This window comes from Lysinibacillus xylanilyticus (genome assembly GCF_001708185.1).
Lineage (GTDB): Bacteria > Bacillota > Bacilli > Bacillales_A > Planococcaceae > Lysinibacillus > Lysinibacillus xylanilyticus_A.
In genome coordinates, this window is the sequence record NZ_MDDN01000001.1 from 25,314 (window position 1) to 50,586 (window position 25,273).

The window sequence follows — 25,273 nt, forward strand, 5'->3', positions numbered from 1 at the left end:
GCTCACGGTTATTTAAGATTTCTAGCAATTCATCACTCATAGGAAGTTGCTGTTCGAGCTTTACAAAGAATTGTTCTTTCTCCACTTGTGGTGCAGGACGATAATTTGACGTTTCTTTTACTAAAGCTTCAATCTTTGCTTGAGATCACATAGCTTCAATCCCATTTATAAATTATAGCTTGTTTCATTAGAAAATTCGACTGAATACGCGAATTACTATGCTTTGTTTTCTAGTTTTAGCATATTTGGGCCCAATCAGCAAAATTGTGGGAGACATTTATGAAGATGTATGCCTGATGAGCCTTATTTGGACAAAAAAAGCAGCCACCTATGTAGCTGCTTTACTATCATGTTGTTACTTTTAACACGGTTTTTATTTTCTGAATAACGCCACCTGTACTATATGTTAGCACGCTGCGTTTATAGAACGATAAACTAAATACGTAAGCCACGATAATTGTCGCCACTAAAATACCTAAAGATATAAGTGGTACCATCACGCCAACATCTGTTGCACCAATTCGCATCGGCATGATCATACCAGAAGTTAACGGTATATAAGAGAAAACTTTGATTAAAATCGTATCTGGATTGCCCATTCCTGAAAGCATTACATAGAATCCCATCATGGTAATAATAATGGCAGGCATTAAAACTTGACCAGCTTCCTCTACTTTTGAAACTAACGAGCCGAATAATGCGCCAATAATTAAATAAAGGATAATTGTTAACAGTAGGAATACTATAGCATATATGACATAGCCAACCGAAAGTTCTTTAACAATACCGGCTGCCATATCCCAAACAGCTCCACCTTTCACAAATTTCGCGTAGACAAGGAATACCACTGCAATAAAGCCCATCTGTGTTAAAGCGAGTAGTAATACTCCCGCAATTTTTGCTTTAAAATGGGTTGCTGGCTTGACACTTACTAGGAGCATTTCCATTGCTCGAGAACCTTTTTCAGAGGCAATTTCAGTTGTAATCATTGATAGGAAAGTAGAAATAAAGAAGTAGATTAAAATTCCGACAGCATATGATACTACTAACCCTGATTGTTTTTCTTCCTCACTTTTACCGCCTACTGTTTCTTCATTTAAATTTTTATTCGAAATAACGGTTTGTGCATCCATAATTTGCGCAGCCTGCTCTGATGATAACGACAGCTGCTGAACAGCATAATTTTTACCTGCATATTGCAATAATGAAGAAATCGTTGTTTGATCATTTAATTTTAAAGGTGTAAAAGTTGCAATTTCAGCTTGTAATTGACCATTTTCATCACTTATTGTAATAATTGCTGCGAGCTTCTCATCTTTAACCTTTTGCTCTAATACTTTATTATTCGTTTCGTCCTGAATAAACTCCATGTCCCCGTTCGACACAAAGATCTCACTAAAATCCGCTGATGTTTCATTCACAATGGCGATTTTCTGTGCTTCTTCATCGCCTGTAAAAAGCTCCTTAATATCCGACCAAAAAACCGCGACGGACATAATGGCCACGTACAGTAATGTCATTAAGACAAAGGATCTAGATTTTATTTTTGATTTGTATAATTGTGTCATTAATAAATTAAACTTCGACAACGTTGCCACCTACCTTATCTTTAAAGATTTCATCTAGTGTTAAATAATCTAAGCTGAATTTTTCAATGTACTTCCCATTTGCAAGCTGATCAAAAATGCTCTGTGCAAAACTTTCGTCTTCTAAAGTCAGCACCGTTTGCTCTTTCTCTACACGAACATCATTTACTCCTTAAAGTGCCAGCAATTGTGTTGTCGACCAGTCTGTACGTACTGCTAGCTTAATTTTTCCGTATTGTTTCTTTAAATCTAGTAAACTACCTGAAAAAAGAGAAACACCGCGTTTTAGTAAACAAAGATGATCACAAAGCTCTTCAACATTATCCATTTGGTGACTAGAGAACAAAATGGTAGTACCTTGTTCCTTTAACAGTAGAATCGCATCCTTTAGTAAATCTTTATTTACCGGATCAAGACCACTAAACGGCTCGTCTAAAATCAAGAATTGCGGCTTATGAATAAAGCTTGCTATTAATTGTACTTTTTGTTGATTTCCTTTTGATAATGTCTCAGCTTTATCTTTTCGCTTCTCTTCTAACTCGAAACGACTGATCCAAAAATCAATTTCTTTTTTCAGCTCAGCTTTTTTCATGCCGCGCAGCTCGCCAAAAAAGTAAAGCTGATCTTCTACCTTCATAGTTGGGAAAATCCCTCGTTCCTCTGGTAAATAACCGAGTACATCACGATTTATAGCATTCACCGACTTGCCATCCCATGTAATTGTGCCGGCTGTTGTTTCCTGTAAATCTAAAATCATGCGGAACGTTGTTGTTTTACCCGCACCATTTTGTCCAATCAATCCAAAAATTTCACCTTTCTCAATGGTGAAATTTAAATCATTGACTGCTGTAAAATCTTTATACTTCTTCGTGACATGTTGTAATTGTAATGTCATCTTAGGTCCTCCCTACCCTTCAAATATATGTAATTCATGTTGTAATCCCTTTTTTCTCTTTTCAATTTTCAAAATAAGTATGCACATCGTTATCGCTACTAAAAAGTTTATAAATCCTATCGCTGAATTTAAGAGATTAACTGTTAATCCAAGTGAAAAGTTAGTAATGCTCATAACAAGATTGAATAATGCTATAGGAATAAAGAGTCGGTTTAGTGATTGTAAATAATGTATTTTCGAAGAATTGTCTGAAAATAACTCAAACGGTCCTTCTGATGCCTTTTTACGATAATAGGCCCAGCCTGCAAACTTGGAAACACACTCTATATTCATCGCATCTAAAAATTCAAAATAATCTTTGTTCTTACCTTTTACTAATTCGTTGCGATAAATGTATTGACCAGGTTCCCCTTTTTCAAATACAAAGTAACCTAAAATTGTTTTCTTAAGATTCCATCCATGTGCCGCCATGTCGTTGACCCATGCCTCTTCTTTTTCATAATCTAGAAAAATGCGATAGACTCTTTTTTTCATGTAATCTCCTCACTTAGTCTGAAAGAAATGAATTTAAGATTTTCAGAAATACATCCAGAAAATTTATCGACATAGTTGGTTAAACGGATGAACAAACATTTAACTTCACATAAAGATAATTTTATTTTGAAAATATTTAAAATTTTCTAATTTCCCGGAAAATAAATAAATGGCATTCCCTTCTTTTCTTAAAGTATCCCTACACCAAAAATATTTTAATATTCTTTCGTTTTAACACAATTTCTTTGTAATAAATAGATTCACCAAAACTACAATATTAAAAAACAGAATTTTCTAAACGCATAATTGCGGTCGATTATTCTTAAATGTATCTTTCCTTTTAATCTGTAAATACATCTAAGTCTCTTTTTAAATGTTTCCGTAAACGAATGAGTTTGAACAATGGTATAGAAAATACCAAAACTACTAAGAGGTTCGCAATATTTAGGGACAATCCAAACCAGTCTACTTCGTACTCTGAAAAATCCCCACTGAGCCCAATGATGCCGACCATTAAGTTAAGTAAGATAACCCAAAATAGTACCGTTACTTTTTTGGAAAGATTACTGATTTTTGTTTTTTTATCCGTGTAAAGTTCAAATGGCCCTTCGTATGCTGGCTTTCTAAAAAACACAAAATTGCCAGATCGGTCTACCTGCTCTATTCCCGAGGACTTCAGAAATTCTAAGTATTCGTCTTCATAGGAGGCACCAAATCTCTCCAATTCATCATGGCGGTAAATATAGTTACCTGGTTCACCACGTTCGAATGTAAAACGAATCCAAGTGAATTTTTGCAAATACCAGCCTTGGCTAGCCATTTCATTAACCCATTTCTCAATATCATACGGGTTGACGACTAATCGATATTTATGCATTTGTTCCATCCTCCTGTGTTATACGGATGCCATTGTCAAAAAGTTCCCTTAATCTCAAAATTTCGTATTCCATAACTTTTTTTCCACTCGCTGTTATAATGTATTCCTTTTTTCGCCCATCATCATCTAGTGCCTCAATCCACCCTCGCTCGAGTAATGTTTTGATCGCCCCATAAATTGTTCCCGCTCCAAGTCGAACTCGGCCATTGCTCATTTCCTCTACAAATTGCATAATGCCATAACCATGCCTTGCCTCAAATAATGCCAATAAAATATAATAAACGCCCTCTGTTAACGGCGGGTGCTCCTGTGTCATACAACATCCCCCTCTATATCGCCTAACAATATATCGACCAACGATATATATAAAATATATCAACAGTCGATATAGTTGTCAATTCTGTTCTTCACATTACAAGCTTTTCAAAAGGCTTCTTTATTTAAACAAGAATCTTTGTTTATTTTTCGAATGAAACCAATGTATCTACCTATAAGACTATGCAACGGCTTCAACTGATACCCAAGCTGTTCGTGACCGCACATGAGCAGTTCATAGGGCCATCCGTCTCACCTGTTCGCCAATATTTTTTGTTGCACAAGAAATTACTCTATGCTAGCATGTAAGTAATTACTTGCATGAAAGGAAGTATTGTTTTGTCATCGAAAGGAACTGCAGAAAAGATCATTGAAGCAGCTTTACATCTTGTCAGCGAGAAAGGTTATACTGCGGCAACAACTAAAGCAATTGCTGAATTAGCAGGAGTCAATGAAGTAACAATTTTTCGCCATTTTGGCAACAAACGTGGGATTTTGAAAGCTATTATTGAGCAATTTTCCTATTATCCTCTTTTACAGCAAGAGCTCAATAAAAACGTAACATGGGATTTGGAAACAGATTTATTAAATTTCTCTATTAAGCATTTTAACTTTTTAATGTCTATTAAGGATTTTGTCATGATTGGCTTTAAAGAAGCGATGCAGTTTCCTGAAATTAATGAAGAGATTGCCAATATCCCACTTCATATTAAAACTGAGCTAATACATTATTTTCAGGAAATGCATGATAGAGGGAAAATTAGAGAAATTGATATGGAAGCAGCCGCGTTATCACTAATTGCTATTAATTTTGGGCATTTTATGTCACGAGCTCGCTTAGGAACATTTGTCTCAAATATGCCAAATGAAGAATTGTTAAAAACGAGTGTTTCAATTTTTTCTAGGGGATTAGCTCCCTAGAAAAAATTTTTCCTTTCAATGCAAGTAAGTACTTACTTATATAGGAGGTTTATATATGAAAGGTTTACAAGCTTTATTTAAAATCCGAGAAACATATATCGGCATCGCCGTCACAGTTGCATTTCAACTAATCTTCTTCTCCATATGGATGACTGCGTATGATGGTGTAAATGACAGAGCAGACCATTTAAAGATTGGACTAATTAGTGAAGATACGGAGATCGGGCAACAAGTAGCAAACGAAATACAAGCAACATTACCTTTTACAATAGAAAAATTCACCTCACTAAACGAAGCCGAACAGAAGTTAAATGAGCGTGAGATCCAAATGATTCTTCATATTCCAAACGACTTTACGAGTCAATTACAAGCAGGGCAAGAAGCAGAAATTATTTACTCTATTAATCAAGCAAATGCAAGCATCACAAAAAATATGATGGAAGGAGTAGCCAAACAACTAACAGAGGAAGTAAACCACAATATTTATCCTAAACAACAGGGCAAGACCGTTGAGGTATTTTCTCAAAAGTTCTCAAAGCTCCCAATGGAACCAAATACGGCACAACAAATTAATGAAACCGTCGCTACTACGATTATGAGTGTAAAGGATCGTGCAATAGATTCTACTATTGTTAAAACGAATAATGTTGACGAGTTTGCTGCAAATTTTGTGCCATTAATGATCATTATTTCGTCGTTTGTTGGTGCAATGGTCATGATTATGCAACATCAACAGGCTGCGCATCTAGTGCAAGATACCATTTCAAAATGGCAACTGTTCCTAGCAAGGCAGATTATTAATGTTGGTGTAGCCTTTACGCTCCCATTATTAACAATTGGTTTAATGCATCTTTTTAATATTTCAAGTGAACAAAGCTTTTTCTCCATCTATCTTTTTCAAGCATTAATGTTCTGGGCTTTCCTCTGCTTGGCACAATCCTTTGTCATCATGTTTGGTAATCTCGGTATGATTTTTAATATTTGTGCCCTTTCGATACAGCTTGTTACATCAGGCGTTCTTGTTCCACAAGCAATGCTATCTGATTTTTACAATAAACTAGCTTCTCTTCTTCCAGCAACGTATGGAGCAGATGGCTATTACACAATTATTTTTGGAGGAAGCGCTGACAATCTAATAAGCAATAGTAGCTCGTTAGGAATTATCATTGCTGTAACTTTGGCCATTTCTACTATGGTCGTTGCTTTAAAAAGAGAAAAAGTAAAAAGCGAAAGCAAGCAAATCGTCACTGCTTCTGTTCAATAATATGGTCAAAAAAGCGATGTGACAAGTTAGTGCATCGCTCATTAATTCGCCTATTTTGTTCCACTCTTCTATCCGCTTCTTCATTACTTTTCGCCAATTCGCAAAATAGCCGCAAGTTGCTTATTCAATGTACTAACGCTATCCTCAAAATCCTGGCGATACCATTGGATGATTAGACCGATGATTGCGTTTGCTTGATAAGCACTATAATATTCAATAGATATTTCATCATGCATATTATAATGAGTGGTTAGGTCTCTTTTCATCAGCGCATGAATTCCATCAAATAACATGTAATAGTAGGTCAAAGGCACATTTTTTGAAAATACAATGCGATAAAACATTTTAAAACGCTCTATATGATGAAAAATACGAATCGTATTTGGATCTAATTGATTCTTATCCAATGTTGTTACTGCACGATATGGTTCCTCATAGGAATTATATAAATCCTCCATAATTTCCTGGAAGTACTCCTCAAATAGCCCTTCTTTTTGCTCATAATGCAAGTAGAAGGTACCTCTGTTCACCTTTGCCACCCGACAAATTTCTGCAATCGTAATATTTTCTAAAGGTTTCTCACTCAATAAAGTTAACAGCGCATTATGTAATGCTTGCTTCGTTTTGACAATTCTTAAATCGTTCGCACACAAACTTTTCATCCCCTTACTAAACAGATTTTGTATATGTGTTGATTACTGAACAGTTCTTAGTTTTTTGCATATTGAAATCGCTTACACTATTATTATAAGATTTTAATGAACACATGTTCAATATCTTACTTAATATATCCGTGAAATGTTCTACATGGTGAAACAACATAAATAATAGGAGGTCCTTGTGATGAGATTAGAAGGTAAAGTAGCAATCGTAACAGGTGCAGCGTCAGGTATGGGAAAAGCAATTGCAGAAGGTTATGCAAAAGAAGGCGCAAAGGTTGTAGTTTCTGATTTGAATTTAGAAGGTGCACAAGCTGTTGTTGAGGGTATAAAAGCAGCTGGTGGCTCAGCGATCGCAATTCAAACAAATGTCGCATCAACAGAAGACTTACAACGCTTATTTGATGAGACAAAAAATGCTTATGGTCAATTAGATATTTTAGTCAATAATGCTGGCATTATGGATGGTATGGAGCCAGTTGGTGAAATTTCTGATGAACGTTGGGATAAAGTATTTGCGGTAAACACGACTGCTGTTATGCGTTCGATGCGTATGGCGACAGAGATTTTCCTTGCTCAAGGTCACGGTGTCTTTGTTAACAACATTTCCGCTGGCGGTCTATATGGTGCTCGTGCTGGGGCTGCCTATACTGCTTCTAAGCATGCTGTCGTTGGTTTAACTAAAAACACAGCGTTTATGTATGCAGATAAAAATATTCGCTGTAATGGTATTGCTCCAGGGGCAGTTATGACAAACATTGCTTCTTCCATGACAAATATGAGTCAAACAGGTGCAGCTCGCCAAGCACTAGGTATGTCCATTAATCCACGTGCTGGACAACCAGAGGAAATCGCTCAACTAGCTATTTTCCTTGGCTCAGATGAAGCAAGCTTTGTCAACGGCCAAGTCATTGCTGTTGATGGAGGCTGGACGGCTTACTAAAAATACATAAGCACGCACAGAATATAATTTCATGTGCGTGCTTATTTTTCTAATAAATTAATTATATTACGCCTTTTTCGCGGGGAATATGCATCCTATAATAGCACCAATTAACGCTGGTAGTATCCATCCTAAACCTATGTCATAGAAAGGTAAAAAGTCTGAATAAACTTTCTCAACCGCATCAAAAATACTTAATTTCGCCGCTGGAATGCTACTCACTAATGCTTTATAGCCATCAATTAAACTAATAAAAAATGTAAAAATCATCGCTATTACATAAACCGATTGCTTATTGTTAAATAGCGATGAGCTTAAAGCCAGTAGAATTAAAACAATCGCTAGAGGATATAAGAACATTAGTACTGGAATGGCGAATTTAATGATATTATTTAATCCGAAGTTCGCAATTGTAAATGACACAAGACACAATATAAATACAAACCACTTATAGCTTATTTTCGGGAACACTTCGTGGAAAAATTCACTACAAGATGTGATTAAGCCAATACTTGTCTTTAAACAAGCAAGGACAATAATAAATGCCAATAAAATTGCACCAAAGGATCCGAAATAGTGTTCAGCAACAGCAGCAAATATTAAACCACCGTTATCAAATGTACCAACAGCCTCAATACTCGATGCCCCCATATATGTTATTAAACCATATATTAGCATCATTAATGCCATGGCAAAAATACCAGATTTCCACGTTGCCTTAGCAATTTCTTTTCTATCAGAAATTCCTGCGCTTTTAATCGCGTTAATAACGACAATACCAAAAGCTAATGACGCTAGCGCATCCATTGTGTTATAGCCTTCTTTAAAGCCCGTCATAAATGCTGAATCAATATAGTCTCCCATTGGCTGCTGGAAATGTCCCATCGGCTTTAAAATACTAATAATAATTAAAATAAATAACATAATCAAAAAAGCTGGTGTTAAATATTTACCGATATAATCCATAATTTTCGCAGGATTCAATGAGAAATAATAAACGATGGCAAAAAATACAAAGCTAAATAAAGCAAGTAGAAGTGTTGTATGCTCTGCTTGAATATATGGTTCAAAGCCAACAACAAACGGAACTGTCGCTGTACGAGGAATCGCAAAAAAAGGACCGATCGTTAAATAGAGCGCTAATGAAAAGATGACGCCGAATAATGGATGAACACGGCTCGCTAAGTCACGCAAACCGTTACTACCTGATAAACCAATAGCTAAAATACCTAGAAACGGTAAACCGATAGCTGTTATTAAAAATCCAATTAGTCCAAACCAAAAATTGGTCCCTGCTAATTGTCCAAGCTGAATTGGAAAAATAAGATTCCCTGCTCCAAAAAACAGTCCGAAAAGCATCGTGCCAATGACTGCATATGTTGAAAAAGGTATTTTTTGTTGCATTTTGATGTACTCCTTAGATGTATTTAACTTTTGCAAATAGTTTAAATCGAATGGATTTTCTCACTACAATTCCACTATGGTATCAGGCATTTATTATAAAAACAATAGTTTTTTCTTTGAAAATTGTTAATTGTTCCGTTCCAAGCTTTAATCGCCTAAACCTAGGCAAAAAGAAAAGAGCTGTCAGCAGACAGCTCTTAGTTTGCTACAGACCACTCTATATGATCTAAAAATTTGTATACGTCCTCATACACTTTTTCACGTTCTTTGTCTAATGTAATAATATGACCAGAGTTTTCATACCAGATAATCTCTTTATCATCTGTTTCTACAGTATTTAGAATGAAAGGAGCACTTTCTTGATAAAGATCGTCATCTAGAGAACCTTGCATTACTAAAGTAGGTGCTTTAATTGTTGATAATTCATCGCGTGTTTCTGTAGTTAAACGTGTAACACCATCTAATGAATCCTTTGGTGTAATACGAAGTTCATGTAACTCTGAAATAATTTGATCTTTTGATTTATTTTCAAAGTGTTTATATAAACGAGCATAGTGATATAAGCGAGTAAATAAGCCTTTAGAATTGTCTCGTGTGATTGGTGCACACATTGCAACACATGCTTTAACAGGAAACTTCTCTGCTACTTTTAGCGAGAATACGCCGCCAAGTGAAATCCCAACTACAGCGATTTCTTCATAACCCTTACTCTGCAGGAAGTTATAACCTTCCACGACATCGTTCCACCAATCTTCTGGTTTTGTTTCAAGTAATGCTTCTGGTTCTACGCCGTGCCCACTATAAATCGGTGCATGAACAGTATATCCTCGTTGAGCTAGAAATTCTCCTAGCTTTTTCACATCTTTTGTGCTTCCTGTAAATCCATGCAGTAATAGTACGGCTTTATTGCCTCCCTCGATTGTTAGAGGTTGTGGCTTTGCAAACTTCATTTTATAATATCCCCTTCACGGAAATTTCGTAATTGTGTATTTTATGTGTCTATCTTAACACCCTTTATTCATAATGTACAATTTATAGTTTTTATCATATTAATGTATTTCATGCATGAATGATGTGAGGTTAATAGCTGTCATATCACACTTTCTGTTACTTTAATTTTTGAATTCTTCTTTTTAGTTCTCCGTCTTTTAAAAATTTTTTATGGCGCCTATACTTCCTTCCCTTTTATCGTTATAATGCAGATAACTCAAATTAATAGGAACGGGGGTGAGAACATGGAGTGGCAGCAATTAGAATATTTTGTCACGGTCGCAAAGCTTGAGCATATGACACGTGCTGCAGAAGCATTAGCGATTTCTCAGCCAGCATTAAGTCGCTCGATTTCAAAGCTTGAAGAGGAATTAGGAGTACCCTTGTTCGACAGACAAGGACGTTCGATTATGCTCAACCGATATGGCGAGCTTTTTTTGTATCGTGTCCTACGCATGCGCAAGGAATATGAAAAAGCAGTTATTGAATTACAGGAGCTGAATAACCCAGAACTTGGTGATGTGTCACTCGGCTTTTTACATACTCTGGGGACTAGCATCGTACCTGATTTAATCCGCGCTTTCCGTCAGAACCATCCGCATATACGCTTTCACTTTACACAAAATTACTCACACTCCCAGCTGAAGCAATTGCTCGCGGGAGAGTTAGACCTTTGTTTACTTGCAGCGATTGACACGGAGCCCCCTGTTTGCTGGAAGGAGCTATGGCGTGATGAGCTTTATATTATGGTGCCGATCGACCATCCCCTCGCCACACGTAAAAGTATTAAAATGAAGGAACTTGAACATGAAAATTTTGTTCTGATGAAAAAAGGTTACGCATTGCGACGGACCGCTGATCGATTATTGAATGCTGCAGGAATCAAGCCGAAAATTACCTTTGAAGGTGATGAGGTATCAACAGTTGCTGGCTTTGTAGGTGCTGGACTTGGCGTATCGTTACTGCCTGTTGACGAAGACTTGAATCCAAATAAATTGGCAAAAATACATGTGGAGGATATGGTTTGTGAACGTGTAATAGGTATGGCCTGGATAGAAAATCGATATCTTCCACCATCAGCAAGACAATTTCAACAGTTTGTATTCGACTTTTACGAAAAAAATAATTGAGAGCTCCTGTTGAACTAATGAAAAAGCGAGTAACAATTTTACTTCTACGTAATTGCTACTCGCTTTTGTTCTATGTTTAAATCGTTTTAGGAAAATTTTAAGAGGTTTATTCATCACCATAACGTGTAGTTGATTTCCGTTCCGGCTGGGCGACTACTTGTGCACACGGTTTGGTAAGGAGCCACTTCTTTAAAAAAGAACCATTATAAAATGATTTTAGTCCTATTATACTACATGACCATATGTTCCCCTGAACTTTGCTAGAAAAATTCACCAACCAATTATGCTCGTAATTACAATACTTTTCTCTTTTAATACCTTATAATAAATGTAAGTCGTATAGTTTTGGAGAAAGAGGTGTTTGTCGATGGCAGTAAGTGATATTGTCAAGCAATATGAAGACGAGCAAGGAAATGTCTATTATAAAATGAAAACACATGATATCGAAGTACAGGCTACGCAAACATCCGGTTTAGCGCCTGTTATTACTTATTGGATGGGTGAAAAAGAGATTACGGACGATATTCGAAATTTGCGTTTCAGTCCACGTCCGCCCTCAAGTTATATTCAAGATTACGATGAATTTCAAGCCATGCTTTATTCAAAAGAACAAGGTGCCATTAACAAACTATATGAACAAATGAGTATCAAACCTAAAAATATGTCTTCTGGAAAACAAATAATATGGGGTTTCTTCGTCATTGTCATGGCGATGCTCCCACTAGTAATGGCAATTTGGTGGTTCAAGTAAACAATGATTTGTTCCCCTTCACTCTTTCCCCTCGTGTGTTCGGCATTACCTACTTATTTACTCAAAACTTTCTATCAACTTTTCTAATCAGCTTGACAGACACGCTGAAGTAGTGCATTCTTTATTCAATTACTTTTTAAGGTTTGAGGCATCAACCTAAAGAGCCCCTATAAAAATGATGTTGAATTATACAATAAAAACGTACGAAGACTAGTACCTAGAAACTGCTTGAGCAGAGAGCGATGCCCATCGGCTGTAAGGCATTGTACAAGAAAGACTAAAGAACCTACTTCGTAAAACGTCCTAGCTAAACTAGGCGCAGTCTCAAGCGTTATGAGCAAAGTGGAATGTCAATGACGTTCAATGTAGGTGGTACCACGGAAAGCAAACCTTTTCGTCCTAATTGTTAGGATGAAAAGGTTTTTTATTTTGAAAAAATCTAGTAGCGAAATCTTAGCGGCTGCTAAAGTGTAACTAATAATGCTAATGAAATGACGAATTGGAGGAATTGTGATGGAAAGAAAAAGAATCGTCGTTAAAATTGGAAGTAGCTCCTTAACAAATGCAAAAGGTGAAATTGATAAAATACGTTTAATGGACCATGTTCAAGCGATTGCTGAATTAAAAAAATGTGGCCATGAAGTGTTACTTGTTTCATCAGGTGCAGTTGCAGCAGGTTTTAAGCAGCTAGGCTACCCTACTCGTCCAATCACGGTCAAAGGTAAACAGGCTGCGGCAGCTGTTGGGCAAAGCTTACTTATCCAAATCTACAACGCTTTATTTAGCATTTATGATATTGTGCCTGCACAAATTTTACTAACACGTACTGATTTCTCAAAAAAGGAGCGCTATAAAAACGCATACGCTACATTTGAGGAATTACTAGAGCGCTCTATGCTTCCAATTATTAACGAAAATGATACGGTATCTGTCAGCGAATTAACGTTTGGGGATAACGACATGCTATCGGCACTTGTAAGTGGACTTGTTCATGCAGATCAGCTCATTATTTTAACAGATATAAATGGGCTTTATAACGCAAATCCAAATAAAGACCCACATGCCAAACGTATTGATCGTTTAACAGAGGTAACCGATGAAATGCTTGGTTTTGCAGATGGTGCAGGCTCTAAGGTAGGTACAGGTGGTATGGAATCCAAATTGCTGGCAGCTCGAGCAGCTTTAAATGCAGGCGTTAAGGTATTTATCGGAACTGGTCACGGCGCGAATAAGCTTGTCGATATTATGGAAGGACGCGGTGATGGTACCTATGTTGAGCATGAGGCTCTTGCTGTTTTAACAAATAATAAACAGTGGATTGCACTCACGGAAGTATCTGGTAAAATTTTTATAGATAGCGGTGCTGAACATGCGCTATTGGCAAATGGAAAAAGCTTGTTGCCTGCTGGTGTATGTCGTGTCGAAGGTGATTTCGTAAATGGCGACGTAGTCGAGGTCTATAGTGACAATAGGCTACTTGGCCGGGGTGAGGTCTTATATTCTTCCCTTGAGTTAGCACATGCAATGGGAAAACGTACAAATGAGTTAGCGAACTATCCAATTGAGGTTATTCACCGAGATAAATGGCTAAAAATTCAAACAAATTAAGGAGGAATTTACATGACAAGTGAAGTTCAACAAAAAGGAAAACTGGCAAAAGCCGCAAGCTATATTTTAAACATTAAAACGACTTGTGAAAAAAATAATGCACTTACAAAAATTGCTGAGCAGTTGATAATCGACCAAGATACTATTATTGCTGAAAATGCAAAAGATTTAGCTCATGGTGAGCAACAAGGAATGCCTGCTTCTACACTTGATCGTATCATGCTCAACAAAGAACGAGTAGAGGCTATGGCAAATGCCATTCATTTACTCGTAAAATTAGATGACCCAGTCGGCAGCCTTCTAGAGCGAATTGAAAAAGATAATGGATTATTGATTGAAAAGCGGATGGTGCCAATAGGTATGATTGGGATGATTTACGAGGCGCGTCCTAATGTAACAGTAGATGCTGCAACATTATCATTAAAAACAGGAAATGCTGTTATTTTACGTGGTAGTTCTTCAGCAAAATTTTCAAACGTAGCCCTTGTAGCAACTATCCATCGGGCACTTGAAAAAACAGCAATCCCTGTAGACGCGATTCAATTAATTGAGGATACGAATCGAGAAACAGCAAAAGAATTATTCCATTTAAAAGATTACTTAGATGTCTTAATCCCTCGCGGTGGAAAGGCACTTATTGACTTAGTCGTAAATGAGGCCACTGTTCCGGTACTAGAAACAGGTGCTGGCAACTGCCATATTTATGTGGACCAGACTGCTGATTACATAAAGTCAGAAAAAATTTGTCTAAATGCGAAAACACAGCGCCCTTCTGTTTGTAATGCGGCAGAAAGCTTACTTATTCATCCTGATTGGTTTAATGAGCATGGCAAACAGCTACTAAGTGCTTTGCATCAGGCAGGTGTGACAATTATTGGTGATGAAATCGTTTGTCAAAAACTTGATTTTGCTCATCCAGCAGCCGAAGAAGATTATGCCACTGAATATTTAGATTTAAAGATCAGTGTTAAAATTGTGGAAAACGTTTATGAAGCGATCGAACATATTAATAAATATGGTACGAACCACTCTGAAGCCATTATTACAGAAGATCAACTAGTAGCGGACATCTTCTTAAATAGCGTGGATGCTGCAGCTGTTTATCATAATGCTTCAACTCGTTTTACGGACGGCTTTGAATTTGGCTACGGTGCAGAAATTGGTATTAGTACGCAAAAATTACACGCTCGTGGACCAATGGGTTTACCTGCATTAACATCTACAAAGTATTTCATTCACGGTAACGGACAAATCCGAGAATAAAGGTAGAACTATTAAGTAAAAGCCGGCAGTTGTTGTCTTACTCCTCTGTCGGCTTTCTTTACTTTTTAAAGCGGACAGATGGATTGTAGTGGTTTGAGTAGAGTGTCTTGAGCTGCTGGTTGAGCAGTTTTAGTATACATCATCGTCTGTCCTATTTTAGAACTAAAATTCAAAATACTTTTAATAGAAAGAAGGTTTAGAATGAACATTTCAGCGATCATAAAATTAACGGTTTCCATGGCTCTTTTCGGCTCCATTGGTTTTTTTACTGTTCATACGGGCTTACCTGCTATCGAGCTAGTATTTGTCAGATGTATTTGCGCTACCCTCTTTCTAGGAGGAATGTGGCTCATTACAGGCGGGCATAAAACAGAGAAATGGGATAAAAAAGAAATATTACAAACACTTCTTTGTGGTGTCTTTATTGTCTTAAACTGGGTATTTTTATTTAAAGCCTTTGAAGAAATGTCGATTTCCATTGCTATTTCTATCTATAATTTAGCCCCTATATTTGTATTAATTTTTGGCGCATTGTTCTTAAAAGAGAAGATGACTATTCAAGCATTGCTAGCAACAGTAACTTGTTTTATCGGTAGTATGTTCATTATCGGCTTAAATAATTTTTTGACACTCTCTGAATTTATGAAATCAGGTTTTATTTGGGCATTACTGTCTGCACTATTTTATGCATTTACGATGCTCACAAGTAAAACGATCACAAACCTTAGCTCCTATGCATTAACATATATCCAAACAACAGTTGGAATTGTCATACTATTACCATTTGTTGATTTTTCACTATTTGAAGGCTTAACGACCACAAACTGGCTTTATATTTTAGGGACAGGTTTTATTCATACAGGATTTGTTTACTATTTATTTTTTGATAGCATTCGTAGTCTCTCTACAATTCTAGTTTCAGTATTAGTATTTGTTGACCCTGTTGTTGCTATATTGCTCGATATGCTATTACTTGATTTTATGCCAAGCTTCATGCAAACACTTGGTATTGTATTAATTTTCGGTGGTATCTTTTACACAATTTACGTTCCAAAGAAAAAGCGTGTGCCTCAGACTGATGTAAAGGAGATTATTCCGTGAGTAAACTTTATGCAATTGGTGAATTATTAATTGATTTTACGCCTACTGAACAAAATGCCTCCCTTGCTACAGTAGAGCAATTTACTAAAAATGCTGGTGGGGCCCCTGCCAATGTTGCAGCTGTTTGTGCAAAACTTGGGCAACAATCAGCTCTCATCACACAAGTAGGTCAGGATGCTTTTGGAGATTTTCTTGTAGACACGTTAAGGCAGGCTGGTGTCGATACGAGCTATATTAGTCAAACGGATCAAGGTGAAACAAGCTTAGCCTTTGTGTCACTGACAAATGATGCGGACCGTGATTTCTTATTTTATCGTCGCCACGCAGCAGATTTACTTTACAACAAAGAGCAACTACCACCAAATATATTAACAGGTAATGATATTCTTCATTTTTGTTCAGTTAATTTAGTGGAAAGTCCAATGAAGCATGCACATATAGCTTTGATCGAACAGGCTCATCAGGCAGGTAGTCTTGTATCTTTTGACCCTAATGTTCGATTGCCTCTATGGAACGATAAGATGGCATGCCGTCAAACCATTTTAGAATTTTTACCAAAAGCCCATCTCGTTAAATTGTCTGAGGAAGAGCTTTTGTTTTTAACAGCGATTGAGGATGAAGAATCAGCAGTCCAATCATTGTTTCAGGGGAAAGTGCAAGTTCTCATCATTACACGTGGAGCAGAAGGAGCAAGTCTTTATACTACTAAGCACCATATGAAAGTGCCAGCTGACAAGGTTCATGCGATGGATACAACTGGAGCGGGCGATGCCTTTATTGGAGCTGTGTTAACCATTCTCCTTAGCAAGCAGATTACAGCCATCAATCTAATCGACTTTTGTAAACAGCAGGCTATCCCTCTCCTGACATTCGCGAACCATTATGCAGGAGCATCGACAGAAAAACAGGGTGCCATTGCATCTTATCTTACCAAGCATGAACTGTCACTTAAAAACGATATTATTTTTTGAATATTTCGGAACTTATTCTATTGTCATTCGTATTAGGTAGAGACACGTTGAATAAGAGGAGGAGCTCAGGTGAAATCTATTACGAAAAAGCGTACGAAAGCATTTTTCATTGATTTGGCAATATCAACAGTTGTCGGAGCTGGTGTAGAATATGTCCTGCGAAAAAAAGTGAAAAACGAGGCAATCCATGCAATGATCACACCAACAGTCGTTATGTGGTCTCTTGAATTTGCACAATTACGTAAAAATGGACAAACCGTTGGCTATAAAACAATGGGACTCGAACTTGCCAATGAAAATGGATCAAAGCTAACAACCCCTCAAATTATTAAACGGATGGCTTATCGAGATACAGTTAGCACTTTTGATTACTTAAAAAATCCCAAAACGTTTGCACAACAAAACGGTCAACTTCTTCCTCACGACAACTTTTCAGGTACAGTTGTAAAGGAAGTCTAGAAAATAAGGCTGCTCAAAGATCATTTTTGAGTAGCCTGTTTTAATATATTGAGCAATTAGGGAGGAAATTTACAATTGAAATTGGATCATGTTGTTAATGTTTTACTTAAGAGTTTAAAAGATGATGAATATATCGAAGCTGTATTTTTAAGAGGGTCAATCGCTAGAGATGAGCATGATGAATTTTCAGACATTGATATGTATTGTGTTGTGAAGGAAGAACATATCGAGGCATTTTTGCCCAATCGAATCAAACATATTAATGCTTATAAGAAAACATTATTTGTTGATGACATCTATATAATCGCACCTCAGCTCTTAGTCGTATATGAAGATATGGTTCATATCGATTTATTCACCGTAACACCTAATGGAATAAGTAATAAAGATGCCAATCAATTATGCCTCGGCATAATTGCGTCCGGAATCGGCTTTGTGCTTGCACAAAGTACTCCTTTCCGATTCCTTGACATCCGCCGGAGGCTTTAACTTCTTTCAGTGGTTGTTTGGACACACGCTGAAAAAGTTACCTTAAAACCGCATTCATCTCACACCTATGGAGGTGAGAGACTTCCACTGAAAGAAGTTAAAATTTTGTTTGATCCAAATAGAATTCTTCCATCTAAACAGAAGAATACAACTTTGTCATTAAATCCACTTGAATTTCAAGATGCTGTAGATGATACGGTTTGGTATTTGTATCAATATTATAAGAGTGCTTCGCGTGGAAATGACATTTGGTGCGTTCAATTACTGCGGCATAGTTTAGAACATTTCGCCAAAGTACTACTCCATAAATATTGTCCTGAACGGGCATCACTTGGACTTAAAACGTTACATCATTCGTTACCTCCTAACCCATTAAATGAGATCGTCGATATTATGAATTGTACGAGCCTTGTAACACATGGGATAGCCGTAAAGAAATTAGTGAACGCTTTCCACTATGAATCAAGTTGGATATTCGACAACGCGCCAGATCAAGAAGAAATTAAACCATTATGGGAAAAAATCAAAGAGCTATTACAGTAAAATAAAATAGCAAACTAGCCTCTTACCTAGTTTGCTATTGATCAGGAGCTATTCCCTCTAAACTTTTTGCGCCTCTATAAAAAGTCTCACCGGTAAAACTTTGTTTCCGCCGCTAAAACCACCTTTTCCGCCGGCTAGATCTTTTTTCCACCGGTAGGACCACCTTTAAAATATAGAAATAGCAGTGAAAAAACTGCACCCGATAGCCTACACTTTTGAACGTGGGTCCATAAAATCACGTAACGCATTGCTAAGCATATATAAGCCTAGCACAAGTACTGTAATAGCTCCACCTGGCGCATAAGTATACCAAGGGGCCCCAACTAAATAGGCTTGTGAGTCTTTTAACATTCGCCCCCAACTAGGGTTTGGTGGCTGCACGCCAAGCCCTAAGTAACTCAGTGCCGCCTCTGCAAGCATTGCCGTTGCAAAGGTCACAGTTGCTGCGACAATAATCTGCGATGAAATATTCGGTAATATATGGCGGAACATGATGCTATAAGGCTTTACGCCAATTAACTTTGCAGCTAATACATATTCTGCGTCACGATGTTGAACAAAGCCACTACGTGCAATTCTGGCAATGGCCGGTATGGCAATAATTCCTAATGCTATAGCAGTATTGACGATCCCTGGTCCAAATACTGCAACGAGCATTAAAGCTAAAATAATTCCTGGAAAGGCCATTAATGCATCCATCATGCGCATAAAAATTTCATCGATCCAGCCACCTACATAGCCCGCTATACCTCCAATTAAAATACCAAAAATTGTTCCTATACATACTGTCAGTAAACCGACGGCAAAGGCAGTTTGTGTTCCTTTCATAATACGGCTAAAAATATCACGACCAAATTCATCCGTACCAAAAAGAAAGTTACTACTTGGGCTGCGTAACTTTTGAGGTATATTCATAGCGTTCACATCATGTGGCGTATAAAAAAAGCTGACAATCATCACGATTAGAAAACCGACAATGACTAGTAGACCAATGATTAAATTGATATTTTTCGTGTACCTTTGTCTATTTTTCATCGTATCCACCCCTCATCGTAATCGGATTCTAGGATCTATCACAGAATATAAAATATCGACCATAAAATTAATCATAACAACTGCTACAGTAATATACATGACGATTCCTTGCACTAATGGAAAATCTCGATTGCTAATAGCTGTGATTAGCAGTTGACCAACACCTGGCAATGAAAATACTTGTTCCACAATAATTGTTCCAGCCACGACCTCTGCCATAATCAGTCCAAAGACCGTTAATATTGGAATCATCGAATTTTTTAAAACATGTTTATACATAACATTGTGCTCTGACATCCCTTTACTGCGAATCGTACGCACGTAATCGAGCTGAACTTGCTCTAAAATAGCAGTACGAACATAGCGAAAATTAACCGCAATTTGCGGAATCGCAATGGTTAATGCAGGGAGAACAAGCGTGCTTAGCGCTCCTGTTACACTTTGCGTCCACGGAATATATCCACTAATTTTAAAAAAGCTAAATCGCATGCCAATATATAAAATAAGCATCATGCCAAGCCAGAAAGAGGGAACGGCCATACCCACTTGTGTCACTGTCGATAATGACACATCACTTAACTTATTTTGTCTTCTCGCCGCAAACATCCCTAGTGGTAAGGAAATGCATAACACAATTATGAGTGTGAGCCCAGCCAATGACATCGTTACAGGAAGTCGTTCAAATAATAAGTCTTTTACTGGCATTGAAAAACGAATAGAATTTCCTAATTCCCCTGTCAATAATCCCTTCATCCAATCCGTGTATTGCTCATAAAGGGGGCGATTCAAGCCAAGCTCTGATCGCAAATTTTCAATTTGTGTGGGGTCAGCTTCAGTCCCCAACATTGTCCGAACCGGATCACCGGGTAAAATTTGAAAAACAGCAAATGTAATAATCGACACTAAAAGGATGGTTGTTATTAACAGAATGAATCGACGTATCATATACATCATTGGACACTCATCCCTTTCTAGTTAGAAAATTTCACTTCAGACATGTCGTGGAACCAGAATGGGTAGTTCTTTAATCCTGTAACTTGCTTGTCGGAGCCCCAAACAATTTGATAATCCGCGATGTAAACCGCTGCTGCCTGCTTAGCTAAAATTTCCTGTGCACGATGGTAATAGTCCATTTGCTTTGCCTGATCTGCTTCCTTCAAAACATCTGTCATCATTTTGTCATACTCATCATTTTTAAATAAAAAGAAGTTTTCACTCTCATTCGTTGAAATGTAATCATTTAATACTTCGTAGGCAGATGCTCGACCTGTTAAATCAATCGTTGTCATTTGATAGTCGCGGCCAAAATAAACTCGGTCTAGCCAAATTCCCCATTCTACAACTTCAATTTCCACGTCAATACCGATTTCCTTTAAATTATCTACAACGATTTGAGCGATATTCGAATACATATCGTTATGCGAAGACACTGTAATTTTTGTTTTAAAGCCATCAGGGTAACCCGCTTCCGCTAATAATGCTTTTGCCTTTTTCACATCTCGCGTATACATGCTTTCTAGGCCTTTCTTTTGATAGTCTCCCATCGCAGGACTCATATTTGAACCAAGTGGTACAGCATAGCCAGCAAACACGGAGTCAATAATATCGGACTTACTTATTGCGTAGTTAATTGCCTGACGGACCTTGACATTATCAAATGGTGCTTTTGTTTCGTTAAATGTAATGATTAACGATGAGTTATTATTTTGATGCGATACATTATAGTTCCCCTTCACTTCACTTACACGATGCCAAGGAACACTTGTTAAGTCTACTTCATTGGCCATTAAACTCATTATTGCTGCTTGATCATCTGATTGGAATGTAAACGTCACTTTATTTAAGTATGGAAGACCTTCCTTCCAGTAGTTTTCGTTTTTCTTTAGCTCTAAATTTGTACCAGGAGAATATTTTACATAAGCAAATGGCCCAGTACCTATTGGATTTTCATTATGCTTGCCATCATTGCTTTTTGGTACGATCGCTGATTGTCGAGCAGTTAATGAATAGAGGAAATTAGAATTTGGCTCTTTCAGCTTTATAACAAATGTATTGGCATCTGGTGCTTCTGTTGACGCAACATTATCAAAGCTGTTTGACATCTTTTCTCCACCGTTTTTCCCCATTAAACGATCAAATGAATACTGAATATCCTCAATCGTTAAATCCTCACCATTATGAAACTTCACACCTGGGCGAATTTTGAAGGTATATGTTAAGCCATCCTTAGATATTTCATAGCTTTCTGCTAGCCCTTCTTTTAAAGATCCATCGGTTTCTGGTGCCATTAGTCCTTCAAAAATATTGAGAATCATTTGGAATGATATCGATGCAGTTGCTTTATGTGGATCTAAAAAGTCTGGGTCATCATTTATACGGACTACAATTTCTTGAGGTAACTCTTCTACTGACTTTTCACCTGAACTGGCTTCTTTCCCATCATCACTTGAGCATGCACTTATTAGTAAGCCTACTATCAATACCAACAACAGCATCAACCAATTTTTATTCAGCCTCATGACAATTCCCCCCCTGTTCCCTCAATGCTCTTTATTTGAATGCTTTTATAGCTCTCTACTTCTGCTAATCTTTCAGCCTCTTTCACACCCACTACTATCGCTTCCTCCATAACCGTTGTAGCCAAATGTCCCAAATAGTCGACTGAATATGTTTTATCTCCTGTACCTAGCACGAAAACCGTATCTCCATCTAGCATTGTGTGAACAGGATAAATAGTGCGTGCGAGGGCATTTTGTGTCAGCTGCGCTATTTTTTTCGCCTCTGCTTTTGTTAGTTTGGCATTCACTGCAATGACACCAATTGTCGTATTCGTACCAGGTAGCGCGTCTAATTGCACATGTTCCTCTAAATAAGCACAACAATCCAACCATTCCCCTGTTTTTGGATTCCTCGCACCTGCTAGTATTTGTCTTGTATTTGGGTCTTTTATATCCCCAACAGCATTGACAGCAACAATTGCACCAACAACAAGGTCATTTTTGCCAGCGATAGCGGCGCTACCAAGCCCCCCTTTCATACAAAATTGAGGTCCTGCCAATTTGCCTACAGTCGCACCATAACCAGCACCTGTATTACCATTTGCGAATGGCCCAACAATCGCACTTTGGGCCGCATCATAACCCATTTTAGCTGTAGGTCTAGTCTTTGGATCACCGATAAATAAATCAAAAAGCACAGCACTAGGGACAATTGGTATTGTCGTAACACCCGCATCTACACCAACACCCTGCTCCTCTAAATATTGCATGACCCCTGTTGCTGCATCTAATCCAAATGCACTTCCTCCAGACAAGCAAATCCCATGTACTCGATCTATTTCATTTATAGGATCAAGTGCATCAGTCTCTCGAGTGCCCGGTGCAGAACCTCTTACGTCGACACCGCAAACTGCACCATTTTCGACTAAGATTACTGTACAGCCTGTAATGCCTTCATTATTTTCTGCATGCCCAACCTTAACTCCGGGCACATCTGTAATATTGCCAAACATACTATACACCTCACTTTCGAAAAGACTTAATATTCAGATTATTAGTCATATAATAAGCAGGCTACTCGTTGATCTTTATTTTTCTCTTGAAGTACAGGTCGTTCCTGATGACACCTTTCCATCACAAAAGGACAACGTGTATGGAACACACAGCCAATAGGTGGATTCATCGGGTTCGGCAATTCACCTTGTAACGGTATTTCCTGTTTCGGCTTATCAAAATTTACTACTGGAATCGCTGACAGTAATGCTTGTGTATATGGATGTAGAGGATTAGCAAATAATTCTTTCTTCGTGCCAATTTCCACCACTCTCCCTAAATACAGCACCGCCACTCGATCACTTATATGTTTCACAACACTTAAATCATGTGAGATAAATAAATAGGTCAAATGAAATTCATCCTGTAAATCCATCATTAAGTTCAAGACTTGTGACTGCACTGATACATCTAGTGCAGATACAGGCTCGTCCGCAATGATGAACTCTGGATGAATAGCAAGAGCCCGTGCAATACCGATTCGTTGCCGTTGACCTCCAGAAAATTCATGCGGAAATTTTTGCATCGCATCCTCTGATAGACCTACCTTGTGTAAAAGCTCCTTCACCCGTTCTTTGCGTTGCTCCTTCGTTAATGTTAATTGCAGCTTCATCGGTTCTTCAATAATGGCACCTATTCGCATACGAGGATTCAGAGATGCAAAAGGGTCCTGAAAAATCATTTGCATTTGATTGCGATAGATTTGTAGCTTGTTGCCTTTTAATTGCTGGATAGGCTGCCCTTTATACAAAATTTCTCCCGAAGTCGGTTCAACAAGTTTCAAAATTGTCCGTCCAAACGTTGATTTCCCAGAGCCAGATTCGCCTACTATGCCAAGCGTCTCGCCACGGAAAATCTCAATGGAAATATCGTCGACTGCTTTAATGACTTTTTTCTCTTCCTTCATCGACTTACGTTTCACAGGAAAATAGGCTTTTAAATGTTTAATTTCAAGCAAAACTTCTTTTTTCGTCATAAACAGGCTCCCCTTCCTCTGTGAATAGATGGCAGGACACTTTATGCTCACCTTGAATATGGATGTCCTCTGGCTGAGTGACACGGCATTGTTCCATCGCAAATGGACAGCGTGGTGCAAATCGGCAGCCTTCTGGTAACGCATAAGCTGGCGGGACGGTGCCTGGAATGGAAGGTAATCTTTTAACATCCGTCTCAAGACTCGGCATTGTTTTTAAAAGGGCAGTCGTATACGGATGCTTTGGATTTAGAAAAAGCTCCTGTACTGGGGCTTCCTCTACGATTTGCCCTGCATACATGACCATGACACGATCTGCCGTTTGTGCAACAACGCTCATATCGTGCGTAATAAATAATATAGCCGAATGATGCTCTTCCTTCATCTTCATCATGAGCTTTAATATTTGTGCCTGTACGGTTACATCAAGTGCTGTTGTTGGCTCATCTGCAATTAACAACTGAGGATTATTGGACATGGCGATCGCAATCATGACACGCTGCCGCATACCGCCTGATAATTGATGCGGATATTCTGTCATAACCTTTTCTGCATTAGCAATACCGACTTCTTTTAATAACTGTAAAGATTTCTCCCACACCTCTTTTTTAGACGTCTTTTGGTGCCTGCGTATTCCTTCCATCATTTGATTGCCGATTGTAAAAACTGGATCTAAAGAGGTCATCGGCTCTTGAAAGATCATACTAATTTCATTGCCTCTTATATGGCTCATCTCTTTATTTTTATAGTCTAGTAGATTTTTGCCATTCAATTTAATGGTACCCGCTGTAATTTCTCCTGGTGGTATTGGTAGTAAACGCATAATGGATAATGATGTAATGCTTTTTCCGCTACCAGATTCACCTACAAGTGCAACTGTTTCGCCTTTACGAATCGTAAAGCTCACATCATCAACAACTTTTGCCTGTTTGCCATTTTTTAAATGAAAACTTATTTTTAAATGATTTACCTCTAGTAGCACTTGATTTTCTTCCAAATGCATCCCTCCAT

At 37.8% G+C, this 25,273-nt stretch carries 25 protein-coding genes and 1 pseudogene; 12 read left to right on the plus strand and 14 right to left on the minus strand.

Annotation, left to right across the window (positions count from 1 at the left end):
• Nucleotides 1-347 precede the first annotated feature (347 nt).
• From BFJ97_RS00125 to BFJ97_RS00145, 5 genes and pseudogenes are all read right to left on the minus strand, one after another.
• Nucleotides 348-1,589 (minus strand): ABC transporter permease, encoded by a 1,242-nt coding sequence (locus tag BFJ97_RS00125; RefSeq protein ID WP_068982635.1) that lies wholly within the window; start codon nt 1,587-1,589, stop codon nt 348-350.
• A pseudogene (locus tag BFJ97_RS00130) lies at nt 1,576-2,481 on the minus strand (ABC transporter ATP-binding protein). The gene BFJ97_RS00125 and the pseudogene BFJ97_RS00130 overlap by 14 nt, the downstream one beginning before the upstream one ends.
• 12 nt (nt 2,482-2,493) lie before the next feature.
• Nucleotides 2,494-3,015: a DUF2812 domain-containing protein gene (locus tag BFJ97_RS00135; RefSeq protein ID WP_068982636.1), complete on the minus strand. Its 522-nt coding sequence runs from the start codon at nt 3,013-3,015 to the stop codon at nt 2,494-2,496.
• A gap of 340 nt (nt 3,016-3,355) precedes the next feature.
• Nucleotides 3,356-3,892, minus strand: a complete 537-nt coding sequence (locus BFJ97_RS00140) for a DUF2812 domain-containing protein (protein WP_068982637.1) — start codon at nt 3,890-3,892, stop codon at nt 3,356-3,358.
• A complete protein-coding gene (locus BFJ97_RS00145) occupies nt 3,885-4,208 on the minus strand; it encodes a PadR family transcriptional regulator (protein WP_068982638.1) in 324 nt (107 codons plus the stop codon). The genes BFJ97_RS00140 and BFJ97_RS00145 overlap by 8 nt, the downstream gene beginning before the upstream one ends.
• 338 nt (nt 4,209-4,546) lie before the next feature.
• Between BFJ97_RS00145 and BFJ97_RS00150 the strand changes: the two genes are divergently transcribed.
• Together BFJ97_RS00150 and BFJ97_RS00155 are read left to right on the plus strand one after the other, a co-directional pair.
• Nucleotides 4,547-5,128 carry a TetR/AcrR family transcriptional regulator gene (locus tag BFJ97_RS00150; RefSeq protein ID WP_068982639.1) on the plus strand — a complete coding sequence of 194 codons (582 nt, stop codon included), beginning with the start codon at nt 4,547-4,549 and terminating at the stop codon, nt 5,126-5,128.
• A gap of 55 nt (nt 5,129-5,183) precedes the next feature.
• Nucleotides 5,184-6,392: a YhgE/Pip domain-containing protein gene (locus tag BFJ97_RS00155; RefSeq protein WP_068982640.1), complete on the plus strand. Its 1,209-nt coding sequence runs from the start codon at nt 5,184-5,186 to the stop codon at nt 6,390-6,392.
• Nucleotides 6,393-6,475: 83 nt separating this feature from the next.
• Here BFJ97_RS00155 and BFJ97_RS00160 read toward each other — a convergent pair whose 3' ends face one another.
• Nucleotides 6,476-7,045, minus strand: a complete 570-nt coding sequence (locus BFJ97_RS00160; protein ID WP_139114347.1) for a TetR/AcrR family transcriptional regulator — start codon at nt 7,043-7,045, stop codon at nt 6,476-6,478.
• Between the two features lie 190 nt (nt 7,046-7,235).
• Between BFJ97_RS00160 and BFJ97_RS00165 the strand changes: the two genes are divergently transcribed.
• On the plus strand, nt 7,236-7,994 hold the full coding sequence (locus BFJ97_RS00165) for an SDR family oxidoreductase (RefSeq protein ID WP_068982642.1): 759 nt from the start codon (nt 7,236-7,238) through the stop codon (nt 7,992-7,994).
• Between the two features lie 66 nt (nt 7,995-8,060).
• Here BFJ97_RS00165 and brnQ read toward each other — a convergent pair whose 3' ends face one another.
• Complete coding sequence (gene brnQ, locus BFJ97_RS00170) at nt 8,061-9,398, minus strand: branched-chain amino acid transport system II carrier protein (RefSeq protein ID WP_068982643.1); 1,338 nt, start codon at nt 9,396-9,398, stop codon at nt 8,061-8,063.
• A 197-nt stretch (nt 9,399-9,595) separates the two neighbouring features.
• Nucleotides 9,596-10,348 (minus strand): alpha/beta hydrolase, encoded by a 753-nt coding sequence (locus tag BFJ97_RS00175; protein WP_068982644.1) that lies wholly within the window; start codon nt 10,346-10,348, stop codon nt 9,596-9,598.
• A gap of 285 nt (nt 10,349-10,633) precedes the next feature.
• Here BFJ97_RS00175 and BFJ97_RS00180 point away from each other — a divergent pair, with 285 nt between their 5' ends.
• The 9 genes from BFJ97_RS00180 (at nt 10,634) to BFJ97_RS00220 (ending at nt 18,703) form a co-directional block, all read left to right on the plus strand.
• On the plus strand, nt 10,634-11,518 hold the full coding sequence (locus tag BFJ97_RS00180) for a LysR family transcriptional regulator (protein ID WP_068982645.1): 885 nt from the start codon (nt 10,634-10,636) through the stop codon (nt 11,516-11,518).
• 367 nt (nt 11,519-11,885) lie between these two features.
• Complete coding sequence (locus BFJ97_RS00185) at nt 11,886-12,269, plus strand: sodium:proton antiporter (protein ID WP_068982646.1); 384 nt, start codon at nt 11,886-11,888, stop codon at nt 12,267-12,269.
• A gap of 513 nt (nt 12,270-12,782) precedes the next feature.
• Entirely contained in the window at nt 12,783-13,877 is a 1,095-nt protein-coding gene (gene proB / locus BFJ97_RS00190) for a glutamate 5-kinase (RefSeq protein WP_068982647.1), read from the plus strand.
• Between the two features lie 12 nt (nt 13,878-13,889).
• Nucleotides 13,890-15,140 (plus strand): glutamate-5-semialdehyde dehydrogenase, encoded by a 1,251-nt coding sequence (locus BFJ97_RS00195; protein WP_068982648.1) that lies wholly within the window; start codon nt 13,890-13,892, stop codon nt 15,138-15,140.
• Between the two features lie 201 nt (nt 15,141-15,341).
• The gene (locus BFJ97_RS00200; protein ID WP_068982649.1) at nt 15,342-16,241 is read left to right on the plus strand and encodes a DMT family transporter; all 900 of its coding nucleotides are present in this window, start codon (nt 15,342-15,344) and stop codon (nt 16,239-16,241) included.
• Nucleotides 16,238-17,212 carry a carbohydrate kinase family protein gene (locus BFJ97_RS00205; protein ID WP_068982650.1) on the plus strand — a complete coding sequence of 325 codons (975 nt, stop codon included), beginning with the start codon at nt 16,238-16,240 and terminating at the stop codon, nt 17,210-17,212. Before BFJ97_RS00200 ends, BFJ97_RS00205 begins: the two co-directional genes overlap by 4 nt.
• A gap of 69 nt (nt 17,213-17,281) precedes the next feature.
• A complete protein-coding gene (locus BFJ97_RS00210) occupies nt 17,282-17,671 on the plus strand; it encodes an RDD family protein (RefSeq protein WP_068982651.1) in 390 nt (129 codons plus the stop codon).
• Between the two features lie 75 nt (nt 17,672-17,746).
• On the plus strand, nt 17,747-18,160 hold the full coding sequence (locus tag BFJ97_RS00215; protein WP_068982652.1) for a nucleotidyltransferase domain-containing protein: 414 nt from the start codon (nt 17,747-17,749) through the stop codon (nt 18,158-18,160).
• 105 nt (nt 18,161-18,265) lie between these two features.
• Nucleotides 18,266-18,703, plus strand: a complete 438-nt coding sequence (locus tag BFJ97_RS00220) for a hypothetical protein (RefSeq protein WP_139114348.1) — start codon at nt 18,266-18,268, stop codon at nt 18,701-18,703.
• 207 nt (nt 18,704-18,910) lie between these two features.
• On the opposite strand, the gene BFJ97_RS00225 is transcribed toward BFJ97_RS00220, so the two are convergent.
• From BFJ97_RS00225 to BFJ97_RS00250, 6 genes are read right to left on the minus strand one after another with little or no spacing between them, the layout of a single operon-like run.
• Nucleotides 18,911-19,738 (minus strand): ABC transporter permease, encoded by an 828-nt coding sequence (locus BFJ97_RS00225; protein WP_068982654.1) that lies wholly within the window; start codon nt 19,736-19,738, stop codon nt 18,911-18,913.
• Between the two features lie 12 nt (nt 19,739-19,750).
• Nucleotides 19,751-20,692 carry an ABC transporter permease gene (locus tag BFJ97_RS00230; RefSeq protein ID WP_068982655.1) on the minus strand — a complete coding sequence of 314 codons (942 nt, stop codon included), beginning with the start codon at nt 20,690-20,692 and terminating at the stop codon, nt 19,751-19,753.
• A 17-nt stretch (nt 20,693-20,709) separates the two neighbouring features.
• Entirely contained in the window at nt 20,710-22,257 is a 1,548-nt protein-coding gene (locus tag BFJ97_RS00235; RefSeq protein WP_068982656.1) for an ABC transporter substrate-binding protein, read from the minus strand.
• Nucleotides 22,254-23,249, minus strand: coding sequence for a P1 family peptidase (locus tag BFJ97_RS00240; protein ID WP_068982657.1), 996 nt, complete (start codon nt 23,247-23,249; stop codon nt 22,254-22,256). The genes BFJ97_RS00235 and BFJ97_RS00240 overlap by 4 nt, the downstream gene beginning before the upstream one ends.
• A gap of 41 nt (nt 23,250-23,290) precedes the next feature.
• Nucleotides 23,291-24,265 (minus strand): ABC transporter ATP-binding protein, encoded by a 975-nt coding sequence (locus tag BFJ97_RS00245; RefSeq protein WP_068982658.1) that lies wholly within the window; start codon nt 24,263-24,265, stop codon nt 23,291-23,293.
• Complete coding sequence (locus BFJ97_RS00250; protein ID WP_068982659.1) at nt 24,240-25,265, minus strand: ABC transporter ATP-binding protein; 1,026 nt, start codon at nt 25,263-25,265, stop codon at nt 24,240-24,242. Before BFJ97_RS00250 ends, BFJ97_RS00245 begins: the two co-directional genes overlap by 26 nt.
• Between the last annotated feature and the right edge of the window lie 8 nt (nt 25,266-25,273).

Coding starts and splice junctions, on each gene's coding strand:
- BFJ97_RS00185 (WP_068982646.1), top strand. CDS start 11,886: ATGGCAGTAAGTGATATTGTCAAGCAATATGAAGACGAGCAAGGAAAT.
- proB (WP_068982647.1), top strand. CDS start 12,783: ATGGAAAGAAAAAGAATCGTCGTTAAAATTGGAAGTAGCTCCTTAACA.
- BFJ97_RS00165 (WP_068982642.1), top strand. CDS start 7,236: ATGAGATTAGAAGGTAAAGTAGCAATCGTAACAGGTGCAGCGTCAGGT.
- brnQ (WP_068982643.1), bottom strand. CDS start 9,398: ATGCAACAAAAAATACCTTTTTCAACATATGCAGTCATTGGCACGATG.
- BFJ97_RS00180 (WP_068982645.1), top strand. CDS start 10,634: ATGGAGTGGCAGCAATTAGAATATTTTGTCACGGTCGCAAAGCTTGAG.
- BFJ97_RS00200 (WP_068982649.1), top strand. CDS start 15,342: ATGAACATTTCAGCGATCATAAAATTAACGGTTTCCATGGCTCTTTTC.
- BFJ97_RS00240 (WP_068982657.1), bottom strand. CDS start 23,249: ATGTTTGGCAATATTACAGATGTGCCCGGAGTTAAGGTTGGGCATGCA.
- BFJ97_RS00140 (WP_068982637.1), bottom strand. CDS start 3,892: ATGCATAAATATCGATTAGTCGTCAACCCGTATGATATTGAGAAATGG.
- BFJ97_RS00230 (WP_068982655.1), bottom strand. CDS start 20,692: ATGATGTATATGATACGTCGATTCATTCTGTTAATAACAACCATCCTT.
- BFJ97_RS00145 (WP_068982638.1), bottom strand. CDS start 4,208: ATGACACAGGAGCACCCGCCGTTAACAGAGGGCGTTTATTATATTTTA.
- BFJ97_RS00245 (WP_068982658.1), bottom strand. CDS start 24,265: ATGACGAAAAAAGAAGTTTTGCTTGAAATTAAACATTTAAAAGCCTAT.
- BFJ97_RS00235 (WP_068982656.1), bottom strand. CDS start 22,257: ATGAGGCTGAATAAAAATTGGTTGATGCTGTTGTTGGTATTGATAGTA.
- BFJ97_RS00225 (WP_068982654.1), bottom strand. CDS start 19,738: ATGAAAAATAGACAAAGGTACACGAAAAATATCAATTTAATCATTGGT.
- BFJ97_RS00175 (WP_068982644.1), bottom strand. CDS start 10,348: ATGAAGTTTGCAAAGCCACAACCTCTAACAATCGAGGGAGGCAATAAA.
- BFJ97_RS00250 (WP_068982659.1), bottom strand. CDS start 25,265: ATGCATTTGGAAGAAAATCAAGTGCTACTAGAGGTAAATCATTTAAAA.
- BFJ97_RS00135 (WP_068982636.1), bottom strand. CDS start 3,015: ATGAAAAAAAGAGTCTATCGCATTTTTCTAGATTATGAAAAAGAAGAG.
- BFJ97_RS00195 (WP_068982648.1), top strand. CDS start 13,890: ATGACAAGTGAAGTTCAACAAAAAGGAAAACTGGCAAAAGCCGCAAGC.
- BFJ97_RS00155 (WP_068982640.1), top strand. CDS start 5,184: ATGAAAGGTTTACAAGCTTTATTTAAAATCCGAGAAACATATATCGGC.